At 66.1% G+C, this 26,083-nt stretch carries 28 protein-coding genes and 1 riboswitch; of the genes, 7 read left to right on the top strand and 21 right to left on the bottom strand.

The annotated features are described in order from the left end of the window. Positions 1-2 precede the first annotated feature (2 nt). The 15 genes from L1F31_RS13690 to L1F31_RS13760 form a co-directional block, all read right to left on the bottom strand. Entirely contained in the window at positions 3-1,031 is a 1,029-nt protein-coding gene (locus L1F31_RS13690; protein WP_265417831.1) for a hypothetical protein, read from the bottom strand. Between the two features lie 145 nt (positions 1,032-1,176). After that, positions 1,177-1,872: an energy-coupling factor transporter transmembrane component T family protein gene (locus L1F31_RS13695; protein ID WP_265417832.1), complete on the bottom strand. Its 696-nt coding sequence runs from the start codon at positions 1,870-1,872 to the stop codon at positions 1,177-1,179. Further along, positions 1,869-2,597 carry an energy-coupling factor ABC transporter ATP-binding protein gene (locus tag L1F31_RS13700; RefSeq protein ID WP_265417833.1) on the bottom strand — a complete coding sequence of 243 codons (729 nt, stop codon included), beginning with the start codon at positions 2,595-2,597 and terminating at the stop codon, positions 1,869-1,871. Before L1F31_RS13700 ends, L1F31_RS13695 begins: the two co-directional genes overlap by 4 nt. Beyond that, positions 2,594-3,349, bottom strand: coding sequence for a biotin transporter BioY (locus L1F31_RS13705; RefSeq protein ID WP_265417834.1), 756 nt, complete (start codon positions 3,347-3,349; stop codon positions 2,594-2,596). Before L1F31_RS13705 ends, L1F31_RS13700 begins: the two co-directional genes overlap by 4 nt. Positions 3,350-3,542: 193 nt before the next feature. After that, entirely contained in the window at positions 3,543-5,126 is a 1,584-nt protein-coding gene (guaA, locus tag L1F31_RS13710; RefSeq protein ID WP_265417835.1) for a glutamine-hydrolyzing GMP synthase, read from the bottom strand. Between the two features lie 124 nt (positions 5,127-5,250). Next, positions 5,251-5,688 carry a DUF3817 domain-containing protein gene (locus tag L1F31_RS13715; RefSeq protein ID WP_265417836.1) on the bottom strand — a complete coding sequence of 146 codons (438 nt, stop codon included), beginning with the start codon at positions 5,686-5,688 and terminating at the stop codon, positions 5,251-5,253. Positions 5,689-5,690: 2 nt separating this feature from the next. Next, positions 5,691-6,608, bottom strand: a complete 918-nt coding sequence (locus tag L1F31_RS13720) for an SURF1 family protein (RefSeq protein ID WP_265417837.1) — start codon at positions 6,606-6,608, stop codon at positions 5,691-5,693. A gap of 55 nt (positions 6,609-6,663) precedes the next feature. Next, entirely contained in the window at positions 6,664-7,797 is a 1,134-nt protein-coding gene (locus L1F31_RS13725; RefSeq protein WP_265417838.1) for a GuaB3 family IMP dehydrogenase-related protein, read from the bottom strand. Positions 7,798-7,931: 134 nt separating this feature from the next. Continuing rightward, a complete protein-coding gene (locus tag L1F31_RS13730) occupies positions 7,932-8,810 on the bottom strand; it encodes an IS3 family transposase (protein WP_265417743.1) in 879 nt (292 codons plus the stop codon). Further along, entirely contained in the window at positions 8,807-8,941 is a 135-nt protein-coding gene (locus L1F31_RS13735; RefSeq protein ID WP_265417839.1) for a hypothetical protein, read from the bottom strand. The genes L1F31_RS13730 and L1F31_RS13735 overlap by 4 nt, the downstream gene beginning before the upstream one ends. Positions 8,942-9,243: 302 nt before the next feature. Beyond that, on the bottom strand, positions 9,244-9,504 hold the full coding sequence (locus tag L1F31_RS13740) for a hypothetical protein (RefSeq protein ID WP_265417433.1): 261 nt from the start codon (positions 9,502-9,504) through the stop codon (positions 9,244-9,246). Next, positions 9,501-10,331, bottom strand: coding sequence for an IS21-like element helper ATPase IstB (gene istB / locus L1F31_RS13745; RefSeq protein WP_265417432.1), 831 nt, complete (start codon positions 10,329-10,331; stop codon positions 9,501-9,503). The genes L1F31_RS13740 and istB overlap by 4 nt, the downstream gene beginning before the upstream one ends. Further along, on the bottom strand, positions 10,328-11,866 hold the full coding sequence (istA, locus tag L1F31_RS13750; RefSeq protein ID WP_265420372.1) for an IS21 family transposase: 1,539 nt from the start codon (positions 11,864-11,866) through the stop codon (positions 10,328-10,330). The genes istB and istA overlap by 4 nt, the downstream gene beginning before the upstream one ends. Positions 11,867-11,957: 91 nt before the next feature. Further along, positions 11,958-12,314: a transposase gene (locus L1F31_RS13755; protein WP_265417840.1), complete on the bottom strand. Its 357-nt coding sequence runs from the start codon at positions 12,312-12,314 to the stop codon at positions 11,958-11,960. 82 nt (positions 12,315-12,396) lie between these two features. Next, positions 12,397-13,308, bottom strand: coding sequence for a LysR family transcriptional regulator (locus tag L1F31_RS13760; RefSeq protein WP_265417841.1), 912 nt, complete (start codon positions 13,306-13,308; stop codon positions 12,397-12,399). Between the two features lie 153 nt (positions 13,309-13,461). Here L1F31_RS13760 and L1F31_RS13765 point away from each other — a divergent pair, with 153 nt between their 5' ends. After that, complete coding sequence (locus L1F31_RS13765) at positions 13,462-14,199, top strand: LysE family translocator (RefSeq protein WP_265417842.1); 738 nt, start codon at positions 13,462-13,464, stop codon at positions 14,197-14,199. Between the two features lie 104 nt (positions 14,200-14,303). On the opposite strand, the gene panC is transcribed toward L1F31_RS13765, so the two are convergent. Then, positions 14,304-15,137, bottom strand: a complete 834-nt coding sequence (gene panC, locus L1F31_RS13770; protein ID WP_265417843.1) for a pantoate--beta-alanine ligase — start codon at positions 15,135-15,137, stop codon at positions 14,304-14,306. Next, on the bottom strand, positions 15,137-16,045 hold the full coding sequence (gene panB / locus L1F31_RS13775) for a 3-methyl-2-oxobutanoate hydroxymethyltransferase (protein WP_265417844.1): 909 nt from the start codon (positions 16,043-16,045) through the stop codon (positions 15,137-15,139). The genes panC and panB overlap by 1 nt, the downstream gene beginning before the upstream one ends. 376 nt (positions 16,046-16,421) lie before the next feature. On the opposite strand from panB, the gene nadA reads away from it, so the two are divergent. From nadA to L1F31_RS13805, 6 genes are all read left to right on the top strand, one after another. Next, a complete protein-coding gene (gene nadA / locus L1F31_RS13780; RefSeq protein WP_265420445.1) occupies positions 16,422-17,705 on the top strand; it encodes a quinolinate synthase NadA in 1,284 nt (427 codons plus the stop codon). Continuing rightward, positions 17,705-19,333, top strand: a complete 1,629-nt coding sequence (gene nadB / locus L1F31_RS13785) for an L-aspartate oxidase (RefSeq protein ID WP_265417845.1) — start codon at positions 17,705-17,707, stop codon at positions 19,331-19,333. Before nadA ends, nadB begins: the two co-directional genes overlap by 1 nt. Beyond that, positions 19,327-20,178, top strand: coding sequence for a carboxylating nicotinate-nucleotide diphosphorylase (gene nadC, locus L1F31_RS13790; protein WP_265417846.1), 852 nt, complete (start codon positions 19,327-19,329; stop codon positions 20,176-20,178). The genes nadB and nadC overlap by 7 nt, the downstream gene beginning before the upstream one ends. Position 20,179: 1 nt before the next feature. After that, on the top strand, positions 20,180-21,382 hold the full coding sequence (locus tag L1F31_RS13795) for a cysteine desulfurase family protein (protein WP_265417847.1): 1,203 nt from the start codon (positions 20,180-20,182) through the stop codon (positions 21,380-21,382). Positions 21,383-21,506: 124 nt separating this feature from the next. Continuing rightward, the gene (locus L1F31_RS13800; RefSeq protein WP_265417848.1) at positions 21,507-21,722 is read left to right on the top strand and encodes a hypothetical protein; all 216 of its coding nucleotides are present in this window, start codon (positions 21,507-21,509) and stop codon (positions 21,720-21,722) included. 89 nt (positions 21,723-21,811) lie between these two features. Beyond that, positions 21,812-22,336 (top strand): DUF1648 domain-containing protein, encoded by a 525-nt coding sequence (locus tag L1F31_RS13805; protein WP_265417849.1) that lies wholly within the window; start codon positions 21,812-21,814, stop codon positions 22,334-22,336. A 106-nt stretch (positions 22,337-22,442) separates the two neighbouring features. Here L1F31_RS13805 and L1F31_RS13810 read toward each other — a convergent pair whose 3' ends face one another. The 4 genes from L1F31_RS13810 to thiM all read right to left on the bottom strand — a co-directional run bounded on the left by L1F31_RS13810 (position 22,443) and on the right by thiM (position 25,796). Then, a complete protein-coding gene (locus L1F31_RS13810; RefSeq protein WP_265417850.1) occupies positions 22,443-23,183 on the bottom strand; it encodes a TenA family protein in 741 nt (246 codons plus the stop codon). Between the two features lie 83 nt (positions 23,184-23,266). Continuing rightward, the gene (thiD, locus tag L1F31_RS13815) at positions 23,267-24,142 is read right to left on the bottom strand and encodes a bifunctional hydroxymethylpyrimidine kinase/phosphomethylpyrimidine kinase (protein ID WP_265417851.1); all 876 of its coding nucleotides are present in this window, start codon (positions 24,140-24,142) and stop codon (positions 23,267-23,269) included. Then, positions 24,139-24,885, bottom strand: coding sequence for a thiamine phosphate synthase (gene thiE, locus L1F31_RS13820; RefSeq protein ID WP_265417852.1), 747 nt, complete (start codon positions 24,883-24,885; stop codon positions 24,139-24,141). The genes thiD and thiE overlap by 4 nt, the downstream gene beginning before the upstream one ends. After that, positions 24,882-25,796, bottom strand: a complete 915-nt coding sequence (gene thiM, locus L1F31_RS13825; protein ID WP_265417853.1) for a hydroxyethylthiazole kinase — start codon at positions 25,794-25,796, stop codon at positions 24,882-24,884. The genes thiE and thiM overlap by 4 nt, the downstream gene beginning before the upstream one ends. Then, a riboswitch (TPP riboswitch) is annotated at positions 25,784-25,917 on the bottom strand. Its footprint overlaps the gene before it by 13 nt. Positions 25,918-26,083: the final 166 nt, after the last annotated feature.

The raw sequence follows: 26,083 nt of genomic DNA on the forward strand, positions 1-26,083 counted from the left end.
ACTCATGTCCCATTCGCCGAGGCTACTCCCTCCCCCGGATGGTCCGCTGAGTCGGGGCTCAATGCCGACTGGGTCCAAGAGCGATTCGCGCTCCGCCGAGCGTCTTCCCCGAAGGCCCGGATCTGGCGCAGGAGATCACGGCCCACCGACTGCCCGGGGGCAGACAACGCGCCGTTGTCGACGGCAAATCGCGCTGGTATCGTGGATGGTGAAGCAACGTCATGCCCCGGGCTACCGGATAATCCCGGCCTTTGGGAAGACGGCCCCCTGGTTTTTGCGCAAGCACCCAGGGGGTGCTTCATATTCAGGGACTTTCCGTCGACGGCATTGATCACCGTCAGTTTTCCCTCTCGCAGTGCCGGCTCGATGAACCTCACATCATCACGAAGGATATTGCGTTGCACCGCCCACGACATTGCATCCGCCGACCACAGCAGCGGCTCGGCTCCCATCCGACCATGAGCAAGTGCCACGTCGGAGTGAATAGAGCCCGAACTGCGCAACTTGTCGACGACCTGTTCGTCTAGCCCGTTGAGCTTCTGATCCTTGTTGTTGTCCGCGACGATCCCGCGAACAGCCTCGTCTCCAGTGCCGCTTGTGAGGTTGCGGACCAGCCTATCCAGGCACAGCGCCCTGGCCCGGGCGAGGTCCCGCCGAGAGCTGCCCGCCAACGGCAGCCTCACAGCGATGACATTCCACACCGATTCCTCGGTGACCGTCGCGATCATCTCGACGATGTCACCACGGTCGAAATCGCTTCCTCGGAACTTCTTGTTCGTGTGCCAATAGGTTCCGCCGGCCACATCCACCAATCGCTCGCGAATCGAATCCAAGCGCGCATGAGAGAAGATGACCGCGGCCATCTGATAGAACGAAATCTCCCGCCCAGCGGGGCCCTTCCCCGCGACGGTCGGCTGCCGCATCGACTCGTCGATGAACGCAATCGGATTCGGCGCAGCGGCGAGGTAGAACCTCTCCAGTACAAGCGACCGCAGGCTTGGGCTCGACATGTCTCCGCTCTCATCCGGCAACGCTGATCTCCTCGAGCAACATTGCTCTCATCCGATGACGTGCCAGCACTCTACGGGTCGGTCCTGACACAGAAAACGGATCCCCTCGCCGAGGCGACCCTGCACCGGCGATCTCGCGCCCATGACACGACCGACGGGGACGGTCTCAATCGACGATGCCGCGGGCGTCGAGGGCCCGCCCGGTGTCCTGCGCATACTTCACCGACCGCAGGATCGCCGGCACCACCCGCGCCTTGATGCTCGAGTCCAGCCCCCTGGCCCGAGCGGCCCGCTCTGCTTCCCCGAGCAGACCGGAGATGTGCGAGATCGCGCGCACCATGAGGCTCGCCGTCAGAGCGATCGCCTCAGTGTTCGCGCCGACGAACCGCAGCGGAGAGACGATGACGGTGAACGTGTCGAGCAGCTGCGCGACCGACGTCGTCAGCGTCAGCAGCAGGGCCGCCTGTACACAGGCGAAGACGGTGCCGCCGACGGCCAGACCGGACTGCAGCGACCCGAAGAAGTACTGCAGGGTCATGACGATGGTCACCAGCACCGCAACATAGAGCCACGTGCGCAGGAAATACTTCAGCCGCAGCCTCGCGGTGAAGCCGATGATGACGAGGACTGCGAACATCGACCAGTTGATGACCGGATCGCGGAAGATCAGCGCCACCACACCGATGGCGGCGATGAGGCCGAGCTTCACACCCGTCGGCACTCGATGGAGCCACCCGCGAGGCGCCGCGACCTTGCCGAAGAGCTGCGGCCGCGGTCTGATCCCGGCATTCTTCCGCCAGGTCACACCGGCTCCGCCGGCGGAGGGGGATCCGGCCGCGCCCACGGTGGGATTCCCATTCATGGCGTATCGCTCATGATCATGTCCCGGTAGGTGGCGACCGCCTCGGCGGGGGCGGCATCGCAGACGATGCGACCGTCCTCGACGACGAGGGCACGCTCGGCGATCTGCGCGAACTCGAGGTCATGGGTGGTGAGGATGATGCGCACGCCGCGGCGGGAGACGAGCTCCTGCAGGTGCACCCGCAGCTTCTCCCTGTTGCGCAGGTCGAGCAGGGTCGTCGGCTCGTCGAGGACGAGGATCTGCGGGTCCACAGCGAGCACCGCGGCCAGAGCCACGAGCTGCCGCTGACCGCCCGAGAGCTCGTAGACGCTGCGCTCAGCGAGGTCGGCGATGCCGAGTTCCTCGAGCACTGCGAGAGCTGCGCTCCTGCGCCGGGCTCGCGGCACGGATTTGCGCAGGGAGAGCTCGATGTCCTCGATCGGGGTCGGCATCACCAGCTGCGCGGCCGGGTCGGTGAAGACGAAACCCACCCGCGAACACACCTTCGCAGGCTCCCGATACGGGTCGAGCCCATCGATGAGCACCTGCCCCGCGTTCGCGGTGACGAGCCCGTTGACCAGCTGCAGCAGGGTCGATTTCCCGGACCCGTTGGCTCCGATGACGGCGACGACATCCTCGGTGAGGGTGAAGTTCACATCGCTGAGGATCGGGCGGACGACATCGCCGTCGGGTCCTTCGTCGAGGACCCCGACGCCGACATCGGAGAAGCGGATCTCCCGGGTCATTTGACGCCCGGTTCCTGATCCGTCGCCGAGGCGGTCGCGCCGTTGCCGTGCGGACCTGCCGGACCAGCGGTGTTCGTTCCGGCCACGGAGTTCGCTTCGGCAGCGGTGTTCGCTCCGGCCACCGAGTCCACGCTCACTCCGCGACGACGCAGCACATCGGGGAACGCCCGGTGGATGAGCACGGCCACCGAGGCGGCCAGGATGTTCTTGATGATGTCACCGGGCCAGTAGGCGAGGTCGGCGACGGCGGCAACACCCAGCGGCAGATCGGCGTTGATCGACATGCCGAGGATGCCCAGGGGGTGGTTGAGCAGAAGGCTTGCGGCGAACCCGCCGAGGAACAGAGCCACACCGAGCTTGGCTCCGCGGAAGCGACGCACCGCCCAGCGGGCGATGAGTCCGGCGGCCAGGGCGTAGAGGGTGAACGAGAGGATGTAGCCAGCGCTGGGCCCGGCGAGCACACCGATGCCGCCGTTCATGCCGGAGAAGATCGGCAGGCCGAGCAGCCCGAGGACGACGTAGAGCAGCGTCGCCGCAGCACCCCGCCACGGCCCCAGCACCATTCCGCACAGTGCGATCGCGAAGGTCTGCAGCGTGATCGGCACACCCGCGGGTCCGACCGGGACAGGAGGCATCATGGCGAAGGCCGCGAGCAGGGCGGCGAAGACCGCGATGAGCGCGATATCGCCGGCACGACCGGCGGAGCGGGGACGAGTGATACCCGCCGAGGCGGTGCTGTGGGCCTGAGACATGAGTGCTCCGTTGTTCGTCTTCTCCCCGGACGGCAGCGGATCTGCCGCCGGATGCACCCGAGGCGGCCCCGGGTCCCCACCACTGTAACTGAACAGTGTTCAGGAGTGGAATTCGGGGGTCCCGGTGGCCGCCTCGGTGCCGGTTGAGCGAATGCCGGTTCCCCGCAGGGTTTACGCATTCCTCAGCAGACGATCACTCCCATTCGATGGTGCCCGGGGGCTTCGAGGTGACGTCGAGGACGACGCGGTTGATGTCGTCGACCTCGTTGGTGATGCGGTTGGAGATCACGGAGAGCACATCGTAGGGGATGCGCGTCCAGTCGGCGGTCATCGCGTCCTCGCTCGAGACCGGGCGCAGCACGACGGGGTGGCCGTAGGTGCGGCCGTCGCCCTGGACGCCGACGGAGCGGACATCGGCCAGCAGGACGACCGGGCACTGCCAGATCTCCCCGTCGAGGCCGGCCTTCGTCAGCTCCTCGCGGGCGATGGCATCGGCCTTGCGCAGGATGGCCAGGCGCTCCTCGGTGACCTCGCCGATGATGCGGATGCCCAGGCCGGGCCCCGGGAAGGGCTGGCGGGAGACGATGACCTCTGGCACGCCGAGTTCGCGGCCGATGGCCCTGACCTCGTCCTTGAACAGGGCGCGCAGGGGTTCGATGAGTTGGAACTGGATGTCATCAGGCAGTCCGCCGACATTGTGGTGGCTCTTGATGTTCGCCGTTCCCGATCCCCCGCCGGATTCGACGACATCGGGGTAGAGGGTGCCCTGGACGAGGAAGGCGATCTCCTCGCCCTCACCTTCCTGGGCTTCGAGAACGAGGTCAGAAGCAGCCGTCTCGAAGGTGCGAATGAACTCGCGGCCGATGATCTTGCGCTTCTCTTCCGGGTCGGTGACGCCGGCAAGCTGGGACAGGAACTGCTCACGGGCATCGACGGTGACCAGACGGACGCCGATCGAGTCGACGTAGTCCTTCTCGACCTGCACGCGTTCGTCCTGACGCAGCAGGCCGTGGTCGACGAACACGCAGGTGAGCTGGTCGCCGATGGCCTTGTGGACGAGTGCTGCGGCCACGGACGAGTCGACGCCTCCGGACAGTCCGCAGATGACCTTCTTGTTGCCGACGCGGGCGCGGATGAGGTCGACCTGCTCGTCGATGACGGACTCGTTCGTCCAGTCGGCTTCGAGGCCGGCGACGTTGAAGAGGAAGTTCTCGAGGATCTTCTGCCCGTTCTCCGAATGGAGGACCTCGGGATGCCACTGCACGCCGGCGAACCTCTTCGCCGGGCATTCGAACGCGGCGACGGGGGTGTCCGGGGTGGAGGCGAGCACATCGAAGTCGGCAGGCGCCTCGGCGACGGAATCTCCGTGGGACATCCACACCTTGTAGGCGGCCGGGGTATCGGCCAGCAGCGAACCGGTGGCCGTCACGGAGACCGGGGTGGAGCCGTATTCGCGCTTATCGGTCTTCGCAACCCGCCCGCCGAGGGCCGTCGACATGAGCTGGAAGCCGTAGCAGATGCCCATCGTCGGGATGCCGAGGTCGAACACAGACGTGTCGAAGCTCGGGGCGCCCTCGTCGTTGACGCTCGAAGGACCGCCGGAGAGCACGATGGCCACGGGGTTCTTCGCCGCGAACTCGGACGCCGGGGCGTCATGGGCGATGATCTCCGAGTACAGGCCGGCTTCGCGGATGCGGCGCGCGATGAGCTGGGCGTACTGGGCGCCGAAATCGACGACGAGGACAGGGGGCACCTGCGTGGACTGAGATTGCGTCATGGTCCAATTCTAAGCGTCGGAAACGCGACGCCCGAATTCGGGCTCTCAGCCGACGAAAAGGGCACATACGCGGCCGTGGGCAGCGCCGCCTCGGCGAGGGGATACGGGTGTCGGACCCGGGCCCTCAGCTCTTGGGCGCGACGACGACGGCGGCTTCGAGTTCGCCTTCGACCTGACGGTGGATGCGGCGTTCGAGGATGAACGACATGACCGGCACGACGCCGGCGAGCGCGAGGATGAGGTAGCGGCCCAGCGTCCAGCGCATCTGCTGATTGAGCCAGAAGCAGCCGATGAGGTAGACGACGTAGCACCAGCCGTGGCAGATCGCGATGGCCGCGGCGAGGTTGAAGTCACCGAAGGTCAGGGCCGTGGCGGAATCGGCGGCGATGAGGTACTTGTAGATCATCTCGACCGTGAGGATGAGCAGCATGGTGCCGGTGATGAGCGCCATCACGCGGTAGAACTTCAGCGCATTGCGCGCCGAGGTGAAGCGCTTGACGCTCCACACATTGCTCTCATCGAAGTTGGGGCGGGAGTCCAAGGACTCGTGTTCTTCGCTCACGCTCAATTTCCTCCGGTCGTGGATGTATCGGTCTTTCGGGTGCTCTTGCCCGCCTTGCCCGGCTTCTTCCCGCCGTGGCGGTGGGCCGGCAGTCCGGTCAGGTTCGACATCACCTCGGGGTCGATGGTCGACGAGCCGGCGGGTTTGACGACAACATACTCGGCGCGGTTCTCCGAATCCTGAGAATCCTCGCCGAGGCGGCGCTTGAAATAGTCGTCACGCAGCAGTTGGAACCACATGTAGAGGGCCATGGCGGCGAAGATGATCCATTCGAGGGCGTACACCGCCGACTGCAGATCGAATCCGCCCTCATCGCGGGTCGTCGTGGTCGGGACCTGGGCGAGTCCGTCGGTGCCGATCGAGGCGGCCGCGCCGCTGGCCTTCTCCGGGATGAGGAAACCGGAGTAGGTGAGCAGGTCGGGGAACATGTTGATGATCTGCGAGGTCGAGACCGTGCGCACCTGCCCCTCGGGCAGGTCGTTGCCGGGTTCCGGCCCTTCGATCGGTCCGATCCGGGCGGTGAGTTCGACGTCGCCGGACTTCGCCTGCGAGGACATGGCGGCATCCTCGCCGGTGGTGAATCCGCGGACGACGGGGATCGCGATCGTCTTCTCGTCGGCGCCTTCGGCGGTGACTCCCTCACCGAGGTGGGCGTCGTCGGGGGCGAACATCGTGACCACCCAGTACCCGTCATCGCCGTCCTGGACGCGGCCGGGAACGACGACCTGGGCGTCGGGCAGCCAGTGGCCGGACAGGCTGACCCGTTGATCGGCGAGGATGCCGGGCATCGGGGCCTGCGCATTCATCACCGCGTTGAAGTCCTTGACCTCGTCGACATCGGCGGAGTTCGTGATGTCGTTCTTGTGCTGGGCCCGGTCGACCTGCCACGCGGAGAGGCCGACGAAGCAGGTGACGAGCACCAGGACGAGGAGCAGGGACCCAAGCCATTTGGGAGTCAGTGCCAGACGGAACAGTTCAGACCACCGTTCCAGACTGGTAAGGCGAGACGGTAACGTCGACGCGTTGGAATTCCTTGAGGTCGAGGTAGCCGGTCGTGGCGAGTGCCCGGCGCAGGGCACCGGCGAGGTTGAGTTCGCCGATCGCGGTGCGTCCGGGTCCGAAGAGGACCTGTTCGAGGCTGCCGACGGTGCCGAGTTCGACGCGGTGGCCGCGCGGCAGCTCCGGGTGGTGGGCTTCGGCTCCCCAGTGCATGCCGCGGCCCGGGGCCTCGGTCGACCGTGCCAGGGCGGTGCCGAGCATGACGGCGTCGGCGCCGACTCCGAAGGCCTTGACGATGTCTCCGCTGGTGCCCAGTCCGCCATCGGCGATGACGTGGACGTAGCGGCCGCCGGATTCATCCATGTAGTCGCGGCGGGCGGCGTGGACGTCGGCGACGGCCGTGGCCATCGGGGCGTGGATGCCCAGGGTCTTCCGGGTCGTGGCCGCCGCTCCCCCGCCGAAGCCGACGAGGACGCCGGCGGCACCGGTGCGCATGAGGTGCAGGGCCGCGGTGTAGGTGGCGGCTCCGCCGACGATGACGGGCACATCGAGTTCGTAGATGAACTGTTTGAGGTTGAGCGGTTCGGTGTGGGTCGAGACGTGTTCGGCCGAGACCGTGGTGCCGCGGATGACGAAGATGTCGACTCCGGCGTCGACGACGGTCTTGTAGAACTCCTGGGTCCGCTGCGGGGTCAGGGCGCCGGCGACGGTGACCCCGGCCTCGCGGATCTGCTCGAGGCGGGCGGTGATGAGCTCTGCCTGGATGGGAGCGGAGTAGAGCTCCTGCATCCGCGAGGTCGCCATCTCGGTCGGCAGCTGGGCGATCTCTGCCAGCAGCGGGGTGGGATCGTCGTACCGGGTCCACAGTCCCTCGAGGTCGAGGACGCCGAGTCCGCCGAATCTGCCGAGGGCGATGACGGTCTCCGGCGACATCGCCGAATCCATGGGGGCGCCGATGAAGGGCAGCTCGAACTGATAGGCATCGATCTGCCAGCTCAGGGACACGTCTTCGGGGTCACGGGTGCGTCGAGCGGGCACGATGGCGATGTCATCGAGCGAATAGGCGCGACGACCGCGCTTGCCTCTGCCGATTTCGATTTCAGAACTCACGCGAACAGCCTATCCCACCACCCTCCCTGCGAGGTCTCAGCCCACTATGAGGAACAGCCTGTCTCCCATTACTACCTGACGGGTCCCCAGCCACCCGGCGTGGACTGGTCCCCAAAAGTTGGACTGCTGTGAGGTCAGCATAGTTCGTAAATAGGCTCACCATCCTTGGCGGTCTTGCTTCGATATTCCATCGGGGCAAGATCGCCAAGTCGTGTCGAGATCCTTTCGTAGTTGTACCAATGAATGTACTCATCGATCGCGGCTTTGAGGTCATCGACTGAGTCGAATTTCTGCAGATAGAACATTTCGGACTTCAACTGCCCGAAGAAGTTCTCCGCCATCGCGTTATCCCAGCAGTTTCCCTTCCGCGACATCGACGCTGTCGCACCGTGCTTGGCCAGGATCGACGCCCAGGACACGTGCTGGTACTGAAACCCCTGATCGGTATGCACCAACGGTGTCTGACCCGGCGGAAGCCCCTGACAAGCACTCCTCAATGATTCGTTCGTCAATGCCGTGTTCGGTGACGTCGACATCGAGTACGACACCACACCGGCATCGAACAGATCGATCACTGGTGACAGATACAGTTTCTTGTCTTCAACAGCGAATTCCGTGACGTCAGAAACCCATTTCTCGTTCGGTTCATCAGCGGTGAACTCCCGATTGAGTACGTTGTCAGCAACGGCCCCGACCGTGCCGCGATGGGAGTCGAATTTCTTCTTCCGCACCTCGGTCTGCAGACCCATGTCACGCATCAATCGCAGCACCGTCTTCTTCGCGATCGTGATGCCCTGTTTGACCAAGACAGCCCAGATCTTGCGGTGCCCGTAACGTTTGTGACTCTTCTCGAAGATGTCCTCGATGAGGGTTCTCACCTGCGCGTATGGGTCGGGTCTCACGTCGAATCGTTTCTGGTGATAGAAGAACGTCGACCGGGCCAAACCCGCGACCTGCAGCAGCAATGGCAGTGGATAGTCTGCCTTGAGACTGGCAACGATGCGTGCTTTCACAGCTGCCCTTTTTGCCTCAAGGCCCGCAGTTTTTTCAAGTAAGCGTTCTCCGCTTCAGCCCGCAGCAGCCGGTCTTGTAGCTGCCGGTACTCGGCCAGGCTGATGTCCTCGACATGCGTCTTCTTCGCCATCAGGTCTGGCTTGGATGGGGCCGGATCAGCATCGGGGTCCTGACCGTTGTCGAGGGCTCGTATTCGTGCTGTCTTGCCTTTGGCCGGCGGCGGTGTCGCGAACGCGTCTTCGCCCTTGTCCCGGTGAGTGTGTCAACCCCATTTGGCCCCACTGTGATGCTTTGATTTGGCCCCACCCCAGCATGTGTGGTCGTGCTCGCCGCGCGTTGGTAACAGTCGCGGCCCAGCGGGGTCGGGCGGTGTTGTGTTGCGAGCCTTTCTCCGGCCACAGGAGTGGCCGGGCCTCTCAGGTTCCAGTGTGGTCAGAACGGCGGATCGCCAGGGCCGTAGTCGGGTTCGGTTGGTCCGAATCGGCGACGCAGTCGCTGAAGGTCCTCAATAGCCGAATCGATCAGATCGGCGGCATGCTCGCGGCCACTGGGCTGAACAGACTCGATGGTGACACTGATCCCGTCCAGGAGATCCTGGGCGTCATTGAGGCGTTGGCTGATGTAGGCGACCCAGTCCTCGGTGGCATCGATGGCATTTCCGCTGGCTGGTTCCTGATCCTCGGTGGTGATCATGGTTGATCTCCTTCCTGCAAAGTGGCCTCTTCGCTCCTGGCCCGGGTGGTGCGCAGCCGGTAAGAGCTGGTGCCGGTGTTGATGATGTGGGCGTTAAACGTCAACCGATCGACAACGGCCGCGGCCAGCCGCGGGTCGGTGAATGTCTGCCCCCACTCGCTGAACGAGGCGTTCGAGGCTGTCGCAATCGAGGCTCGTTCCTCACGTTCGGTGATGATCTGGAAGAGTAACTCAGCTCCACGAGAATCGAGGCTGACATACCCCAACTCATCCAGGCACAGCAGGTCCAGGCGAGCATAGCGGCCCACTACCCGGGAGAGCTGCTTGGCATCGGCGGCCTCGGTGAGCTCGTTGACCAGGGCCGCCGTCGTGACGTAGCGGACTCTGCGGCCCTGCTCGGCCGCGGCGGTCCCCAGACCGATCAGCAGATGCGTCTTCCCTGTCCCGGAATCACCGAGTAGCACCAACGGCTCACCGGCATCGATCCACGCTCCGGTGGCCAGAGTCGCCAACCGGGCCGGCGGCAAATCCTCGATGGCGGCGGTATCGAAGTCGGACAGGTGCTTGGTGCGAGGAAACTTCGCTTCCTTGATCCGCCGGATCCGACGGCGGGCATCACGATCATCACACTCCGCGGCCAACACCTCAGCCAGGTAGGCCTTGTGCGAGAGCCGTTCTCGGGCTGCTGCCTCGGCCATCGGTGAGGCCTGGTCACGGATCGTGGGCATGAACAGGGTCCGACAAGCCGTGGCGATCGCGGCCTCAGCCGCCTGATCACCCAGAGCAGTCACTGCCGGCGTCGATGCCGGGATGGTTTTCGCGTTCATGCTCCCACCACCGAGACCAGTTCGTCATAGGCGCCCAGGCCCGGCACCGGCCTCTCCCCGACTGGTCCGACGTGGGCCGGGACGACCACCGCCGGTGGCGCAGTCATCGCCTGACCGGCCCGGCGGGCCTCGACCGCGACCACATCAGCATCGAAGCATCCCAACCCGGTCGCGGTTGTCAATGCGGTGACAATGTCACCGTTGGGCAGGCTGCGGTGCAGTAGCAGCACACCGATGAGCGCCCGGGTCCCGGCCGTGTCGCCGAGTTGCCCACGCGCAGCATCCCAGAACCGTTGATGAGCGTTCGTGAACATCCCGGACTTCCGGGCAGCCGCCAGCGCGGTGGCCCCGGCGAATGCTCCGGGCTTGCGTATGAGGACTTCCAGGTAGTGATCGAGGACCAAATCTTCGGTGTACTTATGCAGCGACCGGGTATGGACAGCGACCACCCCCGACTCAGCGATCACGGTCACCGTCGTGGCCCCCAAACGCACCTGGAGGCGTCTGCCAGCCAACCGGGCCGGCACCGAGTAATAGGACTGACGTACGCACACTCTGGCTCTCGCATCGACCCGACACGACAGGGTCTGCGCGGCATCGAAGACCTCATCGGGCAAACCCCGCAGGCCAGGCAGCTCCCGGGCCGCCGCGGCCCCGACCGTCTCGACCCGGCCGGTGATCTTTCGGTCGTCATCACCAGCATCGGCAGCGACCATGAAAGCGTTGAGCTCGGCTAAGGAGGCGAACTCGGGCACCGGCACCAGATGACGGCGCCGGAACCGACCGACCTCCCCCTCGACGCCACCCTTCTCATGAGCACCCTTGATCCCGGGCTGGCAGAAGAAGCTATCGAACCCGTAATGCGACCTCAGGGCGACAAACCGGGGATTCTCCTCCCGTTCCCGACCCAGCAGCACCCGCACCACCGCCGGAGTCAGGTTGTCATACCGGATCATGCCCGTCGGGACTCCACCGAGCCGGTCGAAGGCCTTCACATGACCGTCGAGAAACGACTCCTGAGCCTGGTTGGCGTAAGCAATGTGCACGGCTTTACCCGAATGCGATAGGCGCAGAATGAACATCCACAGCTTCAACCACACCCCACCGATGAGGGCGTAGAACTCCCCGAAGTCGACCTCGGCTTCAGCCGCCGGGGCATGGGTTTGAGGAACCTTGACCTCCAACGACTGATCGAAAATGTCCCGGCGCAGCTTCGCGACCAGGGTTCGCACACTCGACTCCGCAACCTCGACTCCTTCCTCCTCGACGAGGCGCTGCCAGACCCGCCGGGCGGTATGACGCTGCTTCCGAGGGACCTCTTTGTCAGCAACTAACCAAGCCCGGACGGTGGCAACGTGCTCACCGAGGACTGGTGCTACCCTCTCCGGAGTCTTCCGCCGCGGTGGTACCGCATCCGCCAACGCCTGACGTACCGTCCTGCGGTGGACCTTGTACTTTTGGGCTAACTGTCGAATCGACATCTCATGGTCTCTGTGGTCTCGTCGGATATTCTCGAATTGCTCCACTCTCGACATCTCCTTCATATGCCCCACCTCTTCGTGAACGTCTTGGTCGACATCACGAACGGTACGGCTGGTAGGTCGGGGGTGGGGCCAAATCAGAGGATCATTTTTGCTCCAAGTGGGGCCATTTCAGACTGTCACACTCATCCCGGTATTTCTTCGCCCAATCAACGACGGTGCGTGAGGATGCCAGGCCAAGCTCTTGAGCCAGGACGACTTTGTGTTCGCCGTCGAGGTACCGTTTCGCAGTCGCGATCTTTGTCTCTGCCGGTATGCGGCGGGGCTGGTGCGGTTCCATGACCGATATTGTTCCACGCACCAGCCACCGGTCGTGGAGGAGTTTGAGCGTGGGTTTATGCACGTCGAGCTTCGTGGCGGTCGCGGCGTAGCCGTGCCCTTTGTCGAAGAGCTCGATCGCGGCTTTGGCTTGTTCGTCTGTGATCAGACAGTCCTTACGCATGGACTGGTCCCTTCAAGTTGTCTTGTGTTGATCACAGTCCAACTTTCGGGGACCACTCCAGCGCCAGGGTGCTGGGGACCCGTCAGGTAGCAAGTGGGGTGAGGTGGGTGGCTGCGGCGGATTCGGCGGCGGCCACGAAAGCGCGGACGTGGGGCAGGTGCGCGTCACGTTCGCGCACATGCATGACGACCCTGCGTGTGGGCACCGGGTCGGTGAGGTCGACGGCGACGAGTCCGGGCGGCAGCTGCAGCGTCGACAGCCTGGGCAGCACAGTGACACCGAGGTTCGAGGCAACGAGGGCGAGCGCGGCGAAGTCGTCCTCGCAGGCGGCGAAGGCCTTGCGTTCGAAGCCGGCCGCCGCGCACGCATGGTCGACGACCTTGCTCGACGGTCCCGCCCACATGTCGTAGTCGACCCACTGCTCGTCCTCGAGGTCCTTGAACGGCACGGTCTCACACGCGGCGAATTCGTGCCGCTCTGAGACCACGACGCGGTAGTCGTCATCGAAGAGCGGAACCCGGGTCATCTCCGGCAGACGGATCTCGCCTTCCTGCGGAACCTCGGCACGGATTTCGATGACGCAGTGGGTGCGCCGGTTCTTCGCCGGTTCGTTGAGTTGGATGTCGAAGCGCAGATTCGGGTGGTCACGGGCCACGGTTTCGATGATCCCGGGCAGCAGGCGCGCATTGAACGAGGTGAACGCCGCGATCCGCAGCCGCGGCCGAGTGACGTTGCGGAAGCTCTCGACGATCTCGTCCAGCCGCGCCACCGAGGTGAACACCTCACCGGAGTCCTCGGCCAACCGCCTGCCGAGCTCGGTGATCTCGATGCCGCGCCCTGAGCGCCGGTACAGGGGCGCGCCGACGGCCTTCTGCAGGGTCGTGATGTGCTGGCTGACGGTGGCTGGCGTGTAGTTGAGGTTCTTCGCGGCCGCGACCACGGAACCGGTGGCGACGACGGCTCGCCAGATTCGGAGTCGATTGAGATCCCACATGAGTGCATCGTAGCCGTGAACCATTCGGTTCTGCCTGATGATCGTTCACGATCAGTTGCTTTTCCCGATCGTTGACGGCCCTGACAATGGAGAGGATCCACCAATTCCCACCGAAAAGATCCCCACCGCAGAAACCGCAGAAGAAGGAGTGCTGTGACCGGACCCGAGATCCTGACCATCACCGGTGCCGCCGCCGCTCTGGCGATCACGCCCGGCCCCGAGACGATCCTCACGATCCGTCTGTCCTCCCTGCGCCGCAAGGCCGGACTCGTCTACGCCCTCGGCACCGCCACGGGCACCGTGATCTGGATGGTGCTGGCACTCACCGGAGTCTCCGCCCTGCTCACCGTCTACCCGGCCGCCATCCAGGTGCTCAAGATCGGCGGCGGACTCTACCTCTGCCTCCTCGGACTCCTCGCCGGACGACAGGCGCTGCGGCTGCGTCGCGAACTCCGCGCTGCCTCGGCCGACTCCGCTCTCAAGGACACACCGGATCCCGCGTCGAGTGCCGCCGACGATACCTCCGCCGAGGCGGCCGCCGGCCCGGTCAGCGAGATCGCCACCGTCATGGACTCGTCCTCGTGGGGCCACCTGCGCTCGATCGTGTCCTACCGCCGCGGCATCATCTCCTCGCTGAGCAATCCGAAGGTCGGCCTGTTCTTCCTCGCGATCCTGCCCACCCTCGTGCCCGCGGCCCCGAGCAGCGTCGACTATGCGGTGCTCGTCCTCCTCATCCTCGGCGTGCTCCTGTCCTATCAGCTCGTGCTCGCGTGCCTGGCGAGCCTGGCCGCCTCGGCGATGGCGCACCGCAGTGCCGACTTCTTCATCGAGGCTGCCTCGACCGTGATCCTGCTCGTCATCGGCATCGCGGTCATCGCGATCCCGATCTGAGGCGCCCGACGATCCCGACCGCACCGAAGCGACCAGAATAAGAATCACTCGCCGAGGCGGCGCGGTTGCTTCGCGTTCGTCTCGGGGTTGCGTCTCGGGGTTGCTCAGAATTCCAACGGCAGGTTGTCGATGAGATGAGTGCCGCCGACATTCGCAGAGACGAGCAGCAGAGCCGATCCCCGGAAGTCCGGCGTGCACTGCCGCAGGTCCGCGGCATCGACGAGGCTGAGGTAGATGACCTCGAGATCTCCACGTGCGGCCGCGCCCTCGAGCACGGCCCGCGCGGCAGCTTCGACCTCGGCGGGCCCGGCAGCCACATCGGCGGCGGCGTCGAGGGCCCGTGGAATCGCCAGGGCACGTTCCCGATCGGGTCCGGTGAGGTATTCGTTGCGACTCGACATCGCCAGGCCGTCGCCGTCGCGCACGACGGGCAGGCCGATGAGCTCGATATCGAAGTTGAGGTCGGCGATCATCCTCTTGACCAGACAGAACTGCTGGATGTCCTTGAGTCCGAAGACCGTGACATCGGGGGCGATGAGGGTGAACAGCTTCGCCACGACCGTGAGCACACCGTCGAAGTGACCGGGCCTGGCCGCCCCTTCGAACACCGCTCCCATGCGTCCGGCGACGACGCGGACCTCGGGCGCGGACGGGTACATCTCCGCCAGGGCAGGGGCGAAGACGAAGTCGACTCCGGCCTCCTCGCACTTCTGCAGATCGGCCTCGATGGGACGCGGATACTGCACGAAGTCCTCATCGGCACCGAACTGCAGCGGATTGACGAAGATCGACGTCACGACCAGATCCGCCTCGGCCCGGGCCCGGGTCATAAGCGCCTGATGCCCCGAGTGGAGGGCGCCCATCGTCGGCACGAGACCGACGCGACCGGACTGCTCGGCCCGCCACCGACGCAGCGCCTGAATGCCGCCGACCTCCATCAGTCGAAGCTCCTCTCGGGCTCGGGGAAGACCCCTGACTTCACTTCGTCGACATAGGTCTCGACCGCCTCGGTGAGCACCGAATGCAGGTCGGCGTAGCGCTTGACGAAGCGCGGGGCACGGCCGGTGCGCAGACCCGCCATGTCCTGCCACACGAGCACCTGCGCGTCGGTCTCGGCACCGGCGCCGATGCCTACGGTCGGGACCTTCAGCTCGGCAGTGACCTGCCCGGCCAGGCCCGTGGGCACCATCTCCATGACCACGGAGAACGCCCCGGCCGCGGCGACCGCGCGAGCATCGTCGAGCAGGGCGGTCCCGGCCTCGCCGCGCCCTTGGACCTTGTATCCGCCGAGGTTGTGCTCGGCCTGCGGGGTGAAGCCGATGTGCGCCATGACGGGGATCCCCGCGTTCGTGATCGCCCGGATCCGGGAGGCCATCCGCGCCCCGCCTTCGAGCTTGACCGCGTGGACGCCGGCCTCCTTCATGAACCGCACTGCCGTGGCCACGGCCTGCTCATCGGAGATCTCATAGCTGCCGAAAGGCAGGTCCGCGACGATGAGCGCACGATTCGTCGCCGAGGCGACCGCGCGGGCCAGGGGAATGAGCTCGTCCACGGTCACCGGCAGGGTCGTGGCGTGGCCGAAGACGTTGTTCGCCGCGGAATCGCCGACGAGCAGAGCCTCGACGCCGGCCTGCTCGAACAGGGCGGCCGTGTACTGGTCGTAGCTGGTCAGCATCGCCCACCGCCTGCCTTCGGCCTTCGCCTTGATGAGGTCGAGGGTGCGGATTCGCCGAGGCGGTGCCGCGGAAGCGGACGCCTGTGCACTGCCGTACGGGGCGGGCTGCTCCGCGGCCGCATCGGCGCTGGTGGCGGTCGTGTTCTGGTTCGGGTGTGCCGCGTCGGGCATGAGAGTCCTTCGGAGATGCGAGGTCGTCGGTTCTGGCGCAGGCGGGTCGAGTCCGCGGCTCCGGTGAGGGTCCGCGGTCACTCTCACGGGGCGACCACCACGGTGCGCATAGGCTCGGGTTGCGAGCCAGGTCACAGCCTATTGCATCCTCGGCCTCTCGGCCATCATCGCCGCCAGGGCCTGACTCCCGGACACAGCAGTCGCGACGCACCCCGCCGCACCCAGCGCCCGAGAGTTGTATATTGCCCGCCCACGGGATTAAGCTCAAATCTGCGCAAAGAATTAAACGCACAACTGCGCAAAACATTTCGGGCGGTTCTGCTCTCGTGTCAGTCACACCGGACACGATCTCCGCCCACTGCAGAGAAGGACGATGATGACCACGACAGCTTCGATCGAACTCACCCTCAAGGACATCTCTGCCACGGGGACGAAGGACGACATGTGCTCGACGGAGCTGCTCGATGCCCCGTGGGATGTCGACGAGCGGCCCGGCTATGGCCCCGGCGCCTCACTGGCCGATCCGATCCCCGCCGCCGCCCCGCGTCAGGGCGAGATCCCCGAGGAGTACAAGCAGGCCTCGGCCGAGGAGCTCGATGCTCGCATCCGCAGGGCCAAAGAGACCCTCGGAGACCGGGTCGTCCTCCTCGGACACCACTACCAGCGGGTCGAGGTCGTCGAACACGCCGACTACATCGGCGACTCATTCATGCTTGCCCGGGCCGCGCAGAACCACCCGGAAGCGGAGGCCATCGTCTTCTGCGGCGTCCACTTCATGGCTGAGACCGCCGATCTGCTCTCGAAGCCGAACCAGTCGGTCATCCTGCCCAATCTCGCGGCTGGCTGTTCGATGGCCGATATGGCCTCGATCGACCAGGTCGAGGACTGCTGGGAGCAGCTGGCCGAGGTCTTCGGCACCGAGGCCGATGAGCACGGTCGCGTCCCGGTCATCCCCGTCACGTACATGAATTCCTCGGCCGCGATCAAGGGCTTCTGCGGCCGCAACGGCGGCATCGTGTGCACCTCATCCAACGCCGAGGTGGTCCTCGAGTGGGCCTTCGAACGCGGGCAGAGGGTCCTGTTCTTCCCCGACCAGCACCTCGGCCGCAACACCGCGGTGAACATGGGAATCGGCCCCGACGAGATGCCCCTGTGGAATCCCGCGCGACCGCTGGGCAACAACTCCGAAGCCGAGCTGCGCAACGCCCGCGTCATCCTGTGGCAGGGATTCTGCTCCGTGCACAAGCGCTTCACCCCCGCCCAGATCGCCAAGGCCCGGGCCGAACACCCCGATGTGCGCGTCATCGTTCACCCCGAATGCCCGCGCGAGACCGTCGAGGCCGCCGATGAGTCAGGGTCGACCGCGTACATCACGAAGGCCATCGCCGAGGCGACCGAGCCGACCACGTTCGCCATCGGCACCGAGATCAACCTCGTCCAGCGGCTGGCCGCCGAGCATCCGCAGCACGAGATCTTCTGCCTCGATCCCGTCATCTGCCCGTGCTCGACGATGTATCGCATCCACCCCGGATACATCGCCTGGGTCCTCGAGTCCCTCATCGCCGGCGAGGTCGTCAATCAGATCTCCGTCGACGCCGAGGTGGCCGACCCCGCCCGCGTCTCCCTGGAGCGGATGCTCGCTGCGAAGCCGCGGATCTGATGAGCCGCGTCATCATCGTCGGGACCGGGATCGCGGGACTGACTGCGGCCGTGAACCTGGCCGGCCGACATCGGGTTACTCTCATCACGAAGGGCCGCCTCGGTGAGTCGAACACCGCGTGGGCCCAGGGCGGGATCGCCGGGGTCATCGGGGTCGAAGACACCATCGATTCTCATATCGCCGACACCCTGTCCGCCGGGGTCGGGCACTGCGACGTCGACGCCGTGCGCGTGCTGTGCGAGGCCGGTGGGGACGCGCTTGCCACCCTCGCCGAGGCGGGGGTCGACTTCGACACGGACCCGACCGGGGACTGGGCCAGGGGGATGGAAGGAGCACATTCGCATCCCCGCATCTTCCATTCCGGTGGGGACGCGACCGGACGCGCGATCACCGCGGCATTGGCTGCCCGGTTGCGGTCGGAGGTGGCCGCCGGGCGGGTCGAGCTGTACGAGCACACGATGCTCGTCGACATCATCACCGCTGACAACGAACCCACCGGACACGGCCGGACCATGCTCGCATCCAGTGAGACCCCGAGCCGAGCGACCGGAGTCACCGTGCTCCGCGGCAGCCGTCTCGAGCGACTGGCCGCGGATGCAATCGTGCTCGCCACCGGCGGGGCCGGGCAGCTCTTCGCGCATACGACGAACCCGCTAGCGGCGACCGGGGACGGTCTGGCCGCGGCCATTCGCGCCGGCGCCGTGGTCCGTGATCTCGAGTTCTTCCAGTTCCATCCGACCGCTCTGGCCGGTGCCGGGTTCCTCATCTCCGAGGCCGTCCGCGGCGCCGGTGCCCTGCTGCTCGATGAGCAGGGCAGACGGTTCATGCGTGAGGTCGACGAGAGAGCCGAGCTCGCTCCCCGCGATGTCGTGGCGCTGGCTCTGCACCGCCGCCAGGCTGCCCAGGACGGACGTCCCTGCTTCCTCGATGCCCGAGCGATACCGAATGTGGCGGCGAAGTTCCCGAGCATCACCGCAGGACTGGCCGAGCATGGTCTCGACTTGTCCCGGGACCTCATTCCCATCTCTCCTGCCGCGCACTACTTCATGGGCGGGGTGGCCACGGACGTCGGCGGGCGCACGAGCATCGACCGGCTCTTCGCCGTCGGTGAGGCCGCATGCACGGGAGTGCACGGGGCCAACCGTCTGGCCTCGAACTCCCTGCTCGAAGGAGCAGTCTTCGCCGGCCGGGCCGCCACAGCGATCGAGGCGCAGCTGCGCCGTGACTCCGTCATCATCGATCCTGATCATCACCTCCCATTCCCCCGGTTCGGTCCACTCCCCCAGTACGGTTCATTCCACCAGACGGCACTGACACGGACCGAACTGCAGAGATTGGCCTGGGACCACCTCGGCGTCGAACGCACGGCCACGGGTCTGCGAATCCTGCTCGACCGCCTCGGCGAGGGAACCCCCGACACGTCAGACGGCGAGCGCGGCACGACTGTCGCCGCCGACCGCGGCACCACCATCTCCGCCGAACAGCTCGAGACTGCGAATCTTGCGCTCATCGCCAGGCATATGGCCGATCATGCGCTGGCGCGTGAGCACAGCCTCGGCGCACATACCCGCACCGATGCTCCATTCATTTCGTCCACCGCCCTGCTGCAGGAGGCCACCGCATGCTGACGACCGCGACCATCGACTCTGCGCTGGGGATCGCGCTCGACGAGGATGCTCCCTGGGGCGACATCACCGGGGAGACGTTCATCCCGGCGACCGCCTCGGCACGGGCGCAGCTGCGCGCGCGGGAGGACGGGGTGCTCGCCGGCATCGAGGTCTTCGCCCGCGCCTTCACCCTCGTCGACGACACGGTCACGGTCGAACTCGATGCGGCCGATGGTGATGCCTTCTCTGCTGGTCAGCTGCTCGCCACCGTCACGGGCCCTGCGCGAGCGGTGCTGCGCGCCGAGCGGATCGCCCTGAACTTCTGCCAGCGGATGAGCGGCGTCGCCACCCAGACTCGCGCGTATGTCGATGCGGCCGCCGGACGTGCCCGCATCGCCGACACCCGCAAGACGACCCCGGGGCTGCGGGCGTTCGAGAAGCACGCGGTCGTGTGCGGCGGCGGGCACAATCACCGGTTCGGGCTCTCGGACGCGGTCATGGCCAAGGACAATCACCTCGCTGTCCTCGCAGGTGAGGGCCGCAGCATCGCCGAAGCGATCCGAGCAGCACGCGCCCGTCTGCCGCACACGACGATGATCGAGGTGGAGGTCGACCGGCTCGATCAGGTCCAGGCGGTCCTCGACGGCGGCGCCGACATCATCATGCTCGACAACTTCACCACCGACCAGCTGCGCGAGGGTGTCGAGCTCATCGCCGGGCGCGCGGTCGTCGAGGCCAGCGGCAACGTCACCCTGGACACGATCCCGGAGATCGCAGCGACCGGCGTCGATGTCATCTCTTCGGGAGCGCTGACCCACAGTGTGCGCGCGATCGACCTCGGCCTCGACCTCGTGCTGGAGAACTGAGATGGACGGCGGCCGGCTCTACCTCGACACCGCCTCGGCGGCACCCGTGCGCCGGGAGGCCCTTGAGGCCGCGTGGCCGTATCTGGCAGGGGCGTTCGGGAATCCGTCGAGCCACCACGCGATCGGCCGCATCTCCTCGGAGGCTCTGGCCGATGCGCGCTCGCGCGTGGCGAAGGTGTTGGGCATGCGGGCCACTGACATCACGTTCACCAGCGGCGGCACCGAGGCGGACAACCTCGCGATCATCGGCATGGCCCTCGGCGCGCAGACTGCGGGTACGGCTGGGAGCACGCCCCCGCCTCGGCGACACATCGTCACCTCACCCATCGAGCATGAGGCGGTGCTCGCCTCGGTGGAGTTCCTCTCCCGCGTCCACGGATTCACTGTCACCGAGGCGGCGCTGACCTCCGATGGAACCGTGACCCCGGAGGCGCTGGCAGAAGCGATGCGCCCGGACACCGTGCTCGTGACCTTGGGGTATGCGAATAATGAGATCGGCACTGTCGCGAACATCCCCGCCCTGGCAGCCGTCGCCCGCGAGGCAGGAGCCCTGTTCCACACGGATGCGGTGCAGGCCGCCGGGTGGCTGCCGCTGTCGGGGCTCGGCGTCGATGCGCTCAGCTTGGCCGGGCACAAGGTTGGAGCGCCGAAGGGCATCGGGGTGGCCGCGATCCGCGCGCGGATTCCCGTCGAACCGCTCATCCACGGCGGCGGGCAGGAGGCCGGGCGACGGTCGGGGACGGAGAACGTAGCCTTGGCCGTCGCATTCGCCACGGCCCTCGAACTCGCCGAGGCGGAACGGACCGAAGCCGCCGCCCGTGTCGCAGCCATCCGGGATGAGTTCATTGCCACTGTCCTCGGCGGCGTCCCCGGAGCGTTCCTCACAGGTGCTGCAGACGGTGCCGGCGCGGACGGTCGACCGACTCGTTCGCCGAATCATGCGTCGTTCTGCTTCTCGGACACCTCCGGTGAGGCGGTGCTGCTTGAGCTCGAGCGCCTCTGTGTCACTGCCTCGAGCGGCTCGGCATGCGCGGTCGGATCGGACGAACCCTCGCACGTGCTCACTGCCCTCGGAATCGCCGCCGAGGTCGCTCAGACGAGTGTCCGCTTCACCTTCCCCTCATCGATCACAGCCGAGCAGGGACGGACCGCCGCCCACGCTGTCATCGCAGCTGCGGAGAGCCTCGCCACGAGTTTCGCGTAGCCGAAAACGCACCTACATGTGATTTTGACCATAGCGCTCTCAGCAGGTGGGATAGACCCTTTCTTTCTCCGCGCTTTGGGGTGAGACTGAAAGCAGTATTCGCGACGGGTGTGAGGGGGCCGCCATGGATCTGCTGATTCTGTTCATGATTGCAGTGATGTTTTCGACTGTTGTCTTCTTCATCGGTCGATTCGCCTGCCCGAAGCATGACCGCGTGCCGCTCATCGAGGTCGACCATGTGCTGCTGTGGACGACCCTGCGTCGCGGTTGGCATGCACTCGGCTCGTTCGGTCCGCTCACCCATTACCCTGATGATCCGGGTGGCGCGGCTCGCGCCTGAGACCGGACCAAGACGGTGCCGACGTCGCACGGTGAGGCGGGCGACTCTGACCCGGTGGTGCTGACTTCCGCTGTTGTTAGAGTGGCAGGATGACTTCCTCTGCAGAGCCGCGACGGAACCCACCGAGCGAGTTTGCCGCGCTCGTCTTCGCGATCGCGTCGATCCTGATCTTTCTCGGGTTCTCCGTCTGGTTCTGGGTGCAGGCTCCGGACACCGTGGCCACTCACTTCGACTCTGCCGGGCAGCCCGATGACTGGTCGTCGAAGACCGGGCTCCTCGGGATCTTCGTGCCTTTGGGTGTCGGCCTGCCCCTGCTCTTCTCGATCCGCTGGATCTGGGCGAGGCTTCCGATCAGTCTCATCAACATGCCGTCGAAGGACTATTGGCTCGAGCGCGGGGAGCGCACGTTTCTCTTCGACTGTCTCATGGAATTCATGCGCATCGTCGGCGGTCTGCTCGCCCTGCTGTTCGCCTCGATCCTCGTCATCATCATGAGGGAGGCGCGCACGGCGACGATGCCGGAGTGGATGACGCTTGTTCCCACGGCGATCTTCCTCATCGCGACCGGACTCGCCGTGTGGCGGCTCTACCGCAGGCTCACCCCGCCGAGATGACCGCGCGGTCGAATTCGACCGCGGGATCGCGAACGCTTACGCCCGCCGAGGTGACCGATCAGAGGTCAGGGCCGCCTCGGCGAACGGGCTGAGATCGTGACCAGGATCAGACTGTGACATCCTGCGGCAGGAAGACGGAGGCGTCCCAGTTCTGCATCGCGTGCGCCGAGGCCCAGAAGTGCAGTTCGTACGTGCATGCCTGTTCGAAGGCTGCCCGCATGCGGGTGGCTTCTTCACTGGTGGCCTTCGCGAATTCCTGTTCGAGGATCTGCACGGCGTGGCGGGTCGAATCGTCGAATTCCGGTGAGTCGTAGGTCTGCACCCATGTCCGGTACGGGTGGTCCTCGGACATCTGTCCGGCTTCTTCGACGAGCACCTTGCCCATGTGGGCGTATACCCAGAAGCACGGCAGGACTGCGGCCACGCCTTCCCCGTATGAGCGGCTGGCGGCCGTGGCGACGAGGAATGACACGTAGCCGAGCGTCGTCGGCGAGGCCTTGAACCGGGAGCCTGAGGTGGTGAGTTCGTTCAGGTCTGCTGCGAGCCTCGGGTCGGCGAGCAGCTCCTCGTGCATTCCCTCTTCGACCGTGATCGCCTCGGCGGCGGATCCGGCCCAGAAACGGGATTCGTCGCGGTCGACGGTCTTCGCAGCCAGGAACGACATGGCCTTGGCATAGCCGCTGAGATAGATGCTGTCCTGGGAGATGTAGTTGACGAAGGCCCTCGTGTCCAGGGTGCCGTCGGCGAGTTGGGCGAGGAACGGCAGCGCTTCGATCTGTGTGACGATCGGGCGGACGCGGTCCCAGAGCTGAGTGGTCTGCGGTCCGGCGGCGAAGTTGACGGTCATAGGAACTCCTTTGTACTCATTCGGTCTGTGCTCTAGCGGTCGTGTGCTCAGGCGGGAATGCGTCGTCAAGTGGGAATGCGTCGTCAGGCGGGCGACCCGCGAACGATGTCGACCTGATGGTCGACGGGACCGTGCGCCCCTTCCGGGTCGATGCTGACCTGCCAGTCCGCGGCCGATCTCAGGGCTCTGGCCAGGTATTCCAGGGCATTGCCGACGGCCTCGCCGAGGAGGTCGAACCCGATCCCGGCACGTCCACTTCCGTGTCCGAGGACGGCCGCTTCGGCGGTGATGGCCGCCGAGAGGGTGCACCCGGTTCCGTGGGTGTTCGCAGTCGCCACGCGGGGGTGGGTGAACTCGCGGATCTGCCCGTCACGGGTGGCGAGGATGTCGGTGACGTCCCCGTCGGTGCCGTGCCCGCCCTTGAGGAGGACGGCGCCGGGGCCACGCTCGAGCAGTCGAAGTGCCTGGTCACGCATCTGGTCCGGCGCCTGCGCTTCGGGCTCGTCGTCGGACAGGAGCAGAGCCGCCTCGGGGAGGTTGGGGGTGATGAGGTCGGCGACGGGCAACAGGTGGGTGCGAACCGCGTCGACGGCGTCGGCGGCGAGCAGGCGGTGACCGGAGGTCGCGATCATCACCGGGTCGACGGTGAAGAAGCCGAGCGAACCCGCGGCGGCGCGGGAAACGACGAGCTCGACGAGTGACCGGCTGCCGAGCATCCCGGACTTCGTGGCATCGACGGGCATATCGTTCAGCACGGAGTCGAACTGGTCGGCGACGAAATCATCGTCGATCGGGTAGACCCGGGAGACGCCGTGCGTGTTCTGCGCAACGAGGGCGGTGATGACACTCGTGCCCAGGGTCTTCCGTGCGGTGAAGGTCTTGAGGTCGGCGTGGATTCCGGCGCCCCCGGACGGGTCGGTGCCGGCGATGGTCAGAGCGATCGGCGGGCGAGTGGTCATGACTGACCGCCGGCAAACGCTGCGAGCAGTTCAGCGGCTGCGGCCTGCGGGTCGCCGGCCATGCAGATCGCCGAGACCACACAGATCCCGAGCAGTCCGCGCCCACGCAGGTCAGGGGCCCGATCGATGCTGATGCCGCCGATCGCGACGGCGGGGATGCCGGCTTTCGTGACCAGTTCGCCGAGGCGGTCCGGTCCGATTCCGTCCGGGGCGTCGGCCTTCGTCGTGGTGTCATAGACCGGCCCGATGCCGACGAGATCGACGACTCCCGAGTCGCGGGCGGCGTCGAATTCGTCGCTGCTGGCGGCCGAGAGACCGATGAGCGGTGCTTCGCCCAGGGCGGCGCGCACCTCGGCGACGGTGGTGTCGGTCTGGCCGACGTGGATGTGGATGTCCTCGCCTTCGTCGATGAGGCGACGGGCCACCTCGACGCGATCATTGAGGACGACGGGCACGGTGCGGTCGGTGCCGCGGGTGGCGGCGTCGACGGCGGCGATGACCTGACGTGTGAGTGAGTAGAATTCGCCGTCGTCGATGTCCTTGTCGCGAACCTGGACGATGCCCACTCCCCCTGCGACGGCGGCCTGCACGGTCTCGGCGACGGTGCGCCCGGCGGCCGCGCATTGGGCGGAGTCGGTGACGAGGTAGAGGCGGGTATCGATGCCTGCGAAGCGACTGTTTGCGCCTGCGACGCGGTCGGTCGCGTACGGGCTTTCGGCAGTGTGCGCGGACCCCGCGGTCATGCCTGCACGCCTTCGCTCGCGTCGAGTGCATCGATGCTGACCCGCGCTCCGGCCAGACGGTCGCCGTCGACGGCGTAGAGCGCGTCGAGGAAGTTCACGGAGTAGCTGCCCGGTCCCTTCGCCCCGTCGGCGGCGAGTTCCCCGGCGACCGCGAAGTGCGCGTGGGCGGCGACGACGGCTTCGAACCTCGCCGAGGCGGCTTGACTGTCCGCGGCCTGTTCCGGTGCGTGCACGGCTGAGGCATCAGCGTCGGGATCGGCGAGTCCGGTGCGGGCCGCGGCGAGGTAGGCGCTGGTGACGGCACCGAGGGAGCAACCGGTGCCGATGACCAGCGGCATGAGTTCGTATCCGCCGGAGACGCGGGCGACGTGGTCGGTGCCATCGATATGGGCGACGACGGCGTCGGTGGGACCGGAAACGGCAACGATCGCGCCGGTTTCCCGGGCCAGTTTCGCTGCGGCCGGCAGGACGGCGTCGACTTCGTCGGTGGAGTCGACTCCGCGACCGCCGAGGCCGACTCCGGCGAGTGCGGCGATCTCGGAGGCGTTGCCGCGGATGGCGGTCGGGTGATCGGCGGCGGCGCGGCGGATGCGGGAGGTGCGGAAGTCGACGGCTCCGACGCTCACTGGGTCGAGGACCCAGGGCTTGCCGGCGGCATTCGCAACGTCGATGGCGGCGTCGGCAGCAAGCAGCTGATGGTTCGAGGCGGTGCCGAAGTTGATGAGGATCCCGCTGGCGATGCCGGCGAACTGTCCTGCATCGGCTTCATGGTCGAGCATCGCCGGGGACGCGCCGACGGCCAGGAGCACGTTCGCGCTGAATTGCTGCACGACGGTGTTCGTGATGCATTGGATGAGCGGGTTGGACGCACGCAGTCGTGCGTTGGCAGAACGCAGGTCGAAGTCAACCATGACGATCCCTTCGCTAGTATGGCCCAGATCAGGTTCGATGGGTGTTCTCTCAGCCTCGGTGTCCTCCGCGCGCAGCGTCTCGGTGCGAACGGATCCTCATGAGGCACCCCATGTCAATGGCTCCGACTGTATCAGCACCACCGGACACGAGCGACTTCTTCGATGTCGAAAGAACAATGACGGATGAGGGGCACCAAAGATACTCACTCACCATGGTTGCCGTTGGTCCCCCATACCAGAACTATTGCGGGGAAATCTGTGCTGTGAGAATATTGAGGTGGTAGCGA

Source organism: Brevibacterium spongiae, assembly GCF_026168515.1.
GTDB lineage: Bacteria > Actinomycetota > Actinomycetes > Actinomycetales > Brevibacteriaceae > Brevibacterium > Brevibacterium spongiae.

Excerpts from the sequence above, each read along its gene's own strand:
- L1F31_RS13695 (WP_265417832.1), bottom strand. The coding sequence starts at position 1,872 with ATGAATGGGAATCCCACCGTGGGCGCGGCCGGATCCCCCTCCGCCGGC.
- L1F31_RS13700 (WP_265417833.1), bottom strand. The coding sequence starts at position 2,597 with ATGACCCGGGAGATCCGCTTCTCCGATGTCGGCGTCGGGGTCCTCGAC.
- L1F31_RS13705 (WP_265417834.1), bottom strand. The coding sequence starts at position 3,349 with ATGTCTCAGGCCCACAGCACCGCCTCGGCGGGTATCACTCGTCCCCGC.
- guaA (WP_265417835.1), bottom strand. The coding sequence starts at position 5,126 with ATGACGCAATCTCAGTCCACGCAGGTGCCCCCTGTCCTCGTCGTCGAT.
- L1F31_RS13735 (WP_265417839.1), bottom strand. The coding sequence starts at position 8,941 with ATGGCGAAGAAGACGCATGTCGAGGACATCAGCCTGGCCGAGTACCGG.
- L1F31_RS13740 (WP_265417433.1), bottom strand. The coding sequence starts at position 9,504 with ATGATCACCACCGAGGATCAGGAACCAGCCAGCGGAAATGCCATCGAT.
- istB (WP_265417432.1), bottom strand. The coding sequence starts at position 10,331 with ATGAACGCGAAAACCATCCCGGCATCGACGCCGGCAGTGACTGCTCTG.
- istA (WP_265420372.1), bottom strand. The coding sequence starts at position 11,866 with ATGTCGAGAGTGGAGCAATTCGAGAATATCCGACGAGACCACAGAGAC.
- L1F31_RS13755 (WP_265417840.1), bottom strand. The coding sequence starts at position 12,314 with ATGCGTAAGGACTGTCTGATCACAGACGAACAAGCCAAAGCCGCGATC.
- L1F31_RS13760 (WP_265417841.1), bottom strand. The coding sequence starts at position 13,308 with ATGTGGGATCTCAATCGACTCCGAATCTGGCGAGCCGTCGTCGCCACC.
- panC (WP_265417843.1), bottom strand. The coding sequence starts at position 15,137 with ATGGAGGTCGGCGGCATTCAGGCGCTGCGTCGGTGGCGGGCCGAGCAG.
- panB (WP_265417844.1), bottom strand. The coding sequence starts at position 16,045 with ATGCCCGACGCGGCACACCCGAACCAGAACACGACCGCCACCAGCGCC.
- nadA (WP_265420445.1), top strand. The coding sequence starts at position 16,422 with ATGACCACGACAGCTTCGATCGAACTCACCCTCAAGGACATCTCTGCC.
- nadB (WP_265417845.1), top strand. The coding sequence starts at position 17,705 with ATGAGCCGCGTCATCATCGTCGGGACCGGGATCGCGGGACTGACTGCG.
- nadC (WP_265417846.1), top strand. The coding sequence starts at position 19,327 with ATGCTGACGACCGCGACCATCGACTCTGCGCTGGGGATCGCGCTCGAC.
- L1F31_RS13795 (WP_265417847.1), top strand. The coding sequence starts at position 20,180 with ATGGACGGCGGCCGGCTCTACCTCGACACCGCCTCGGCGGCACCCGTG.
- L1F31_RS13800 (WP_265417848.1), top strand. The coding sequence starts at position 21,507 with ATGGATCTGCTGATTCTGTTCATGATTGCAGTGATGTTTTCGACTGTT.
- L1F31_RS13805 (WP_265417849.1), top strand. The coding sequence starts at position 21,812 with ATGACTTCCTCTGCAGAGCCGCGACGGAACCCACCGAGCGAGTTTGCC.
- L1F31_RS13810 (WP_265417850.1), bottom strand. The coding sequence starts at position 23,183 with ATGACCGTCAACTTCGCCGCCGGACCGCAGACCACTCAGCTCTGGGAC.
- thiD (WP_265417851.1), bottom strand. The coding sequence starts at position 24,142 with ATGACCACTCGCCCGCCGATCGCTCTGACCATCGCCGGCACCGACCCG.
- thiE (WP_265417852.1), bottom strand. The coding sequence starts at position 24,885 with ATGACCGCGGGGTCCGCGCACACTGCCGAAAGCCCGTACGCGACCGAC.
- thiM (WP_265417853.1), bottom strand. The coding sequence starts at position 25,796 with ATGGTTGACTTCGACCTGCGTTCTGCCAACGCACGACTGCGTGCGTCC.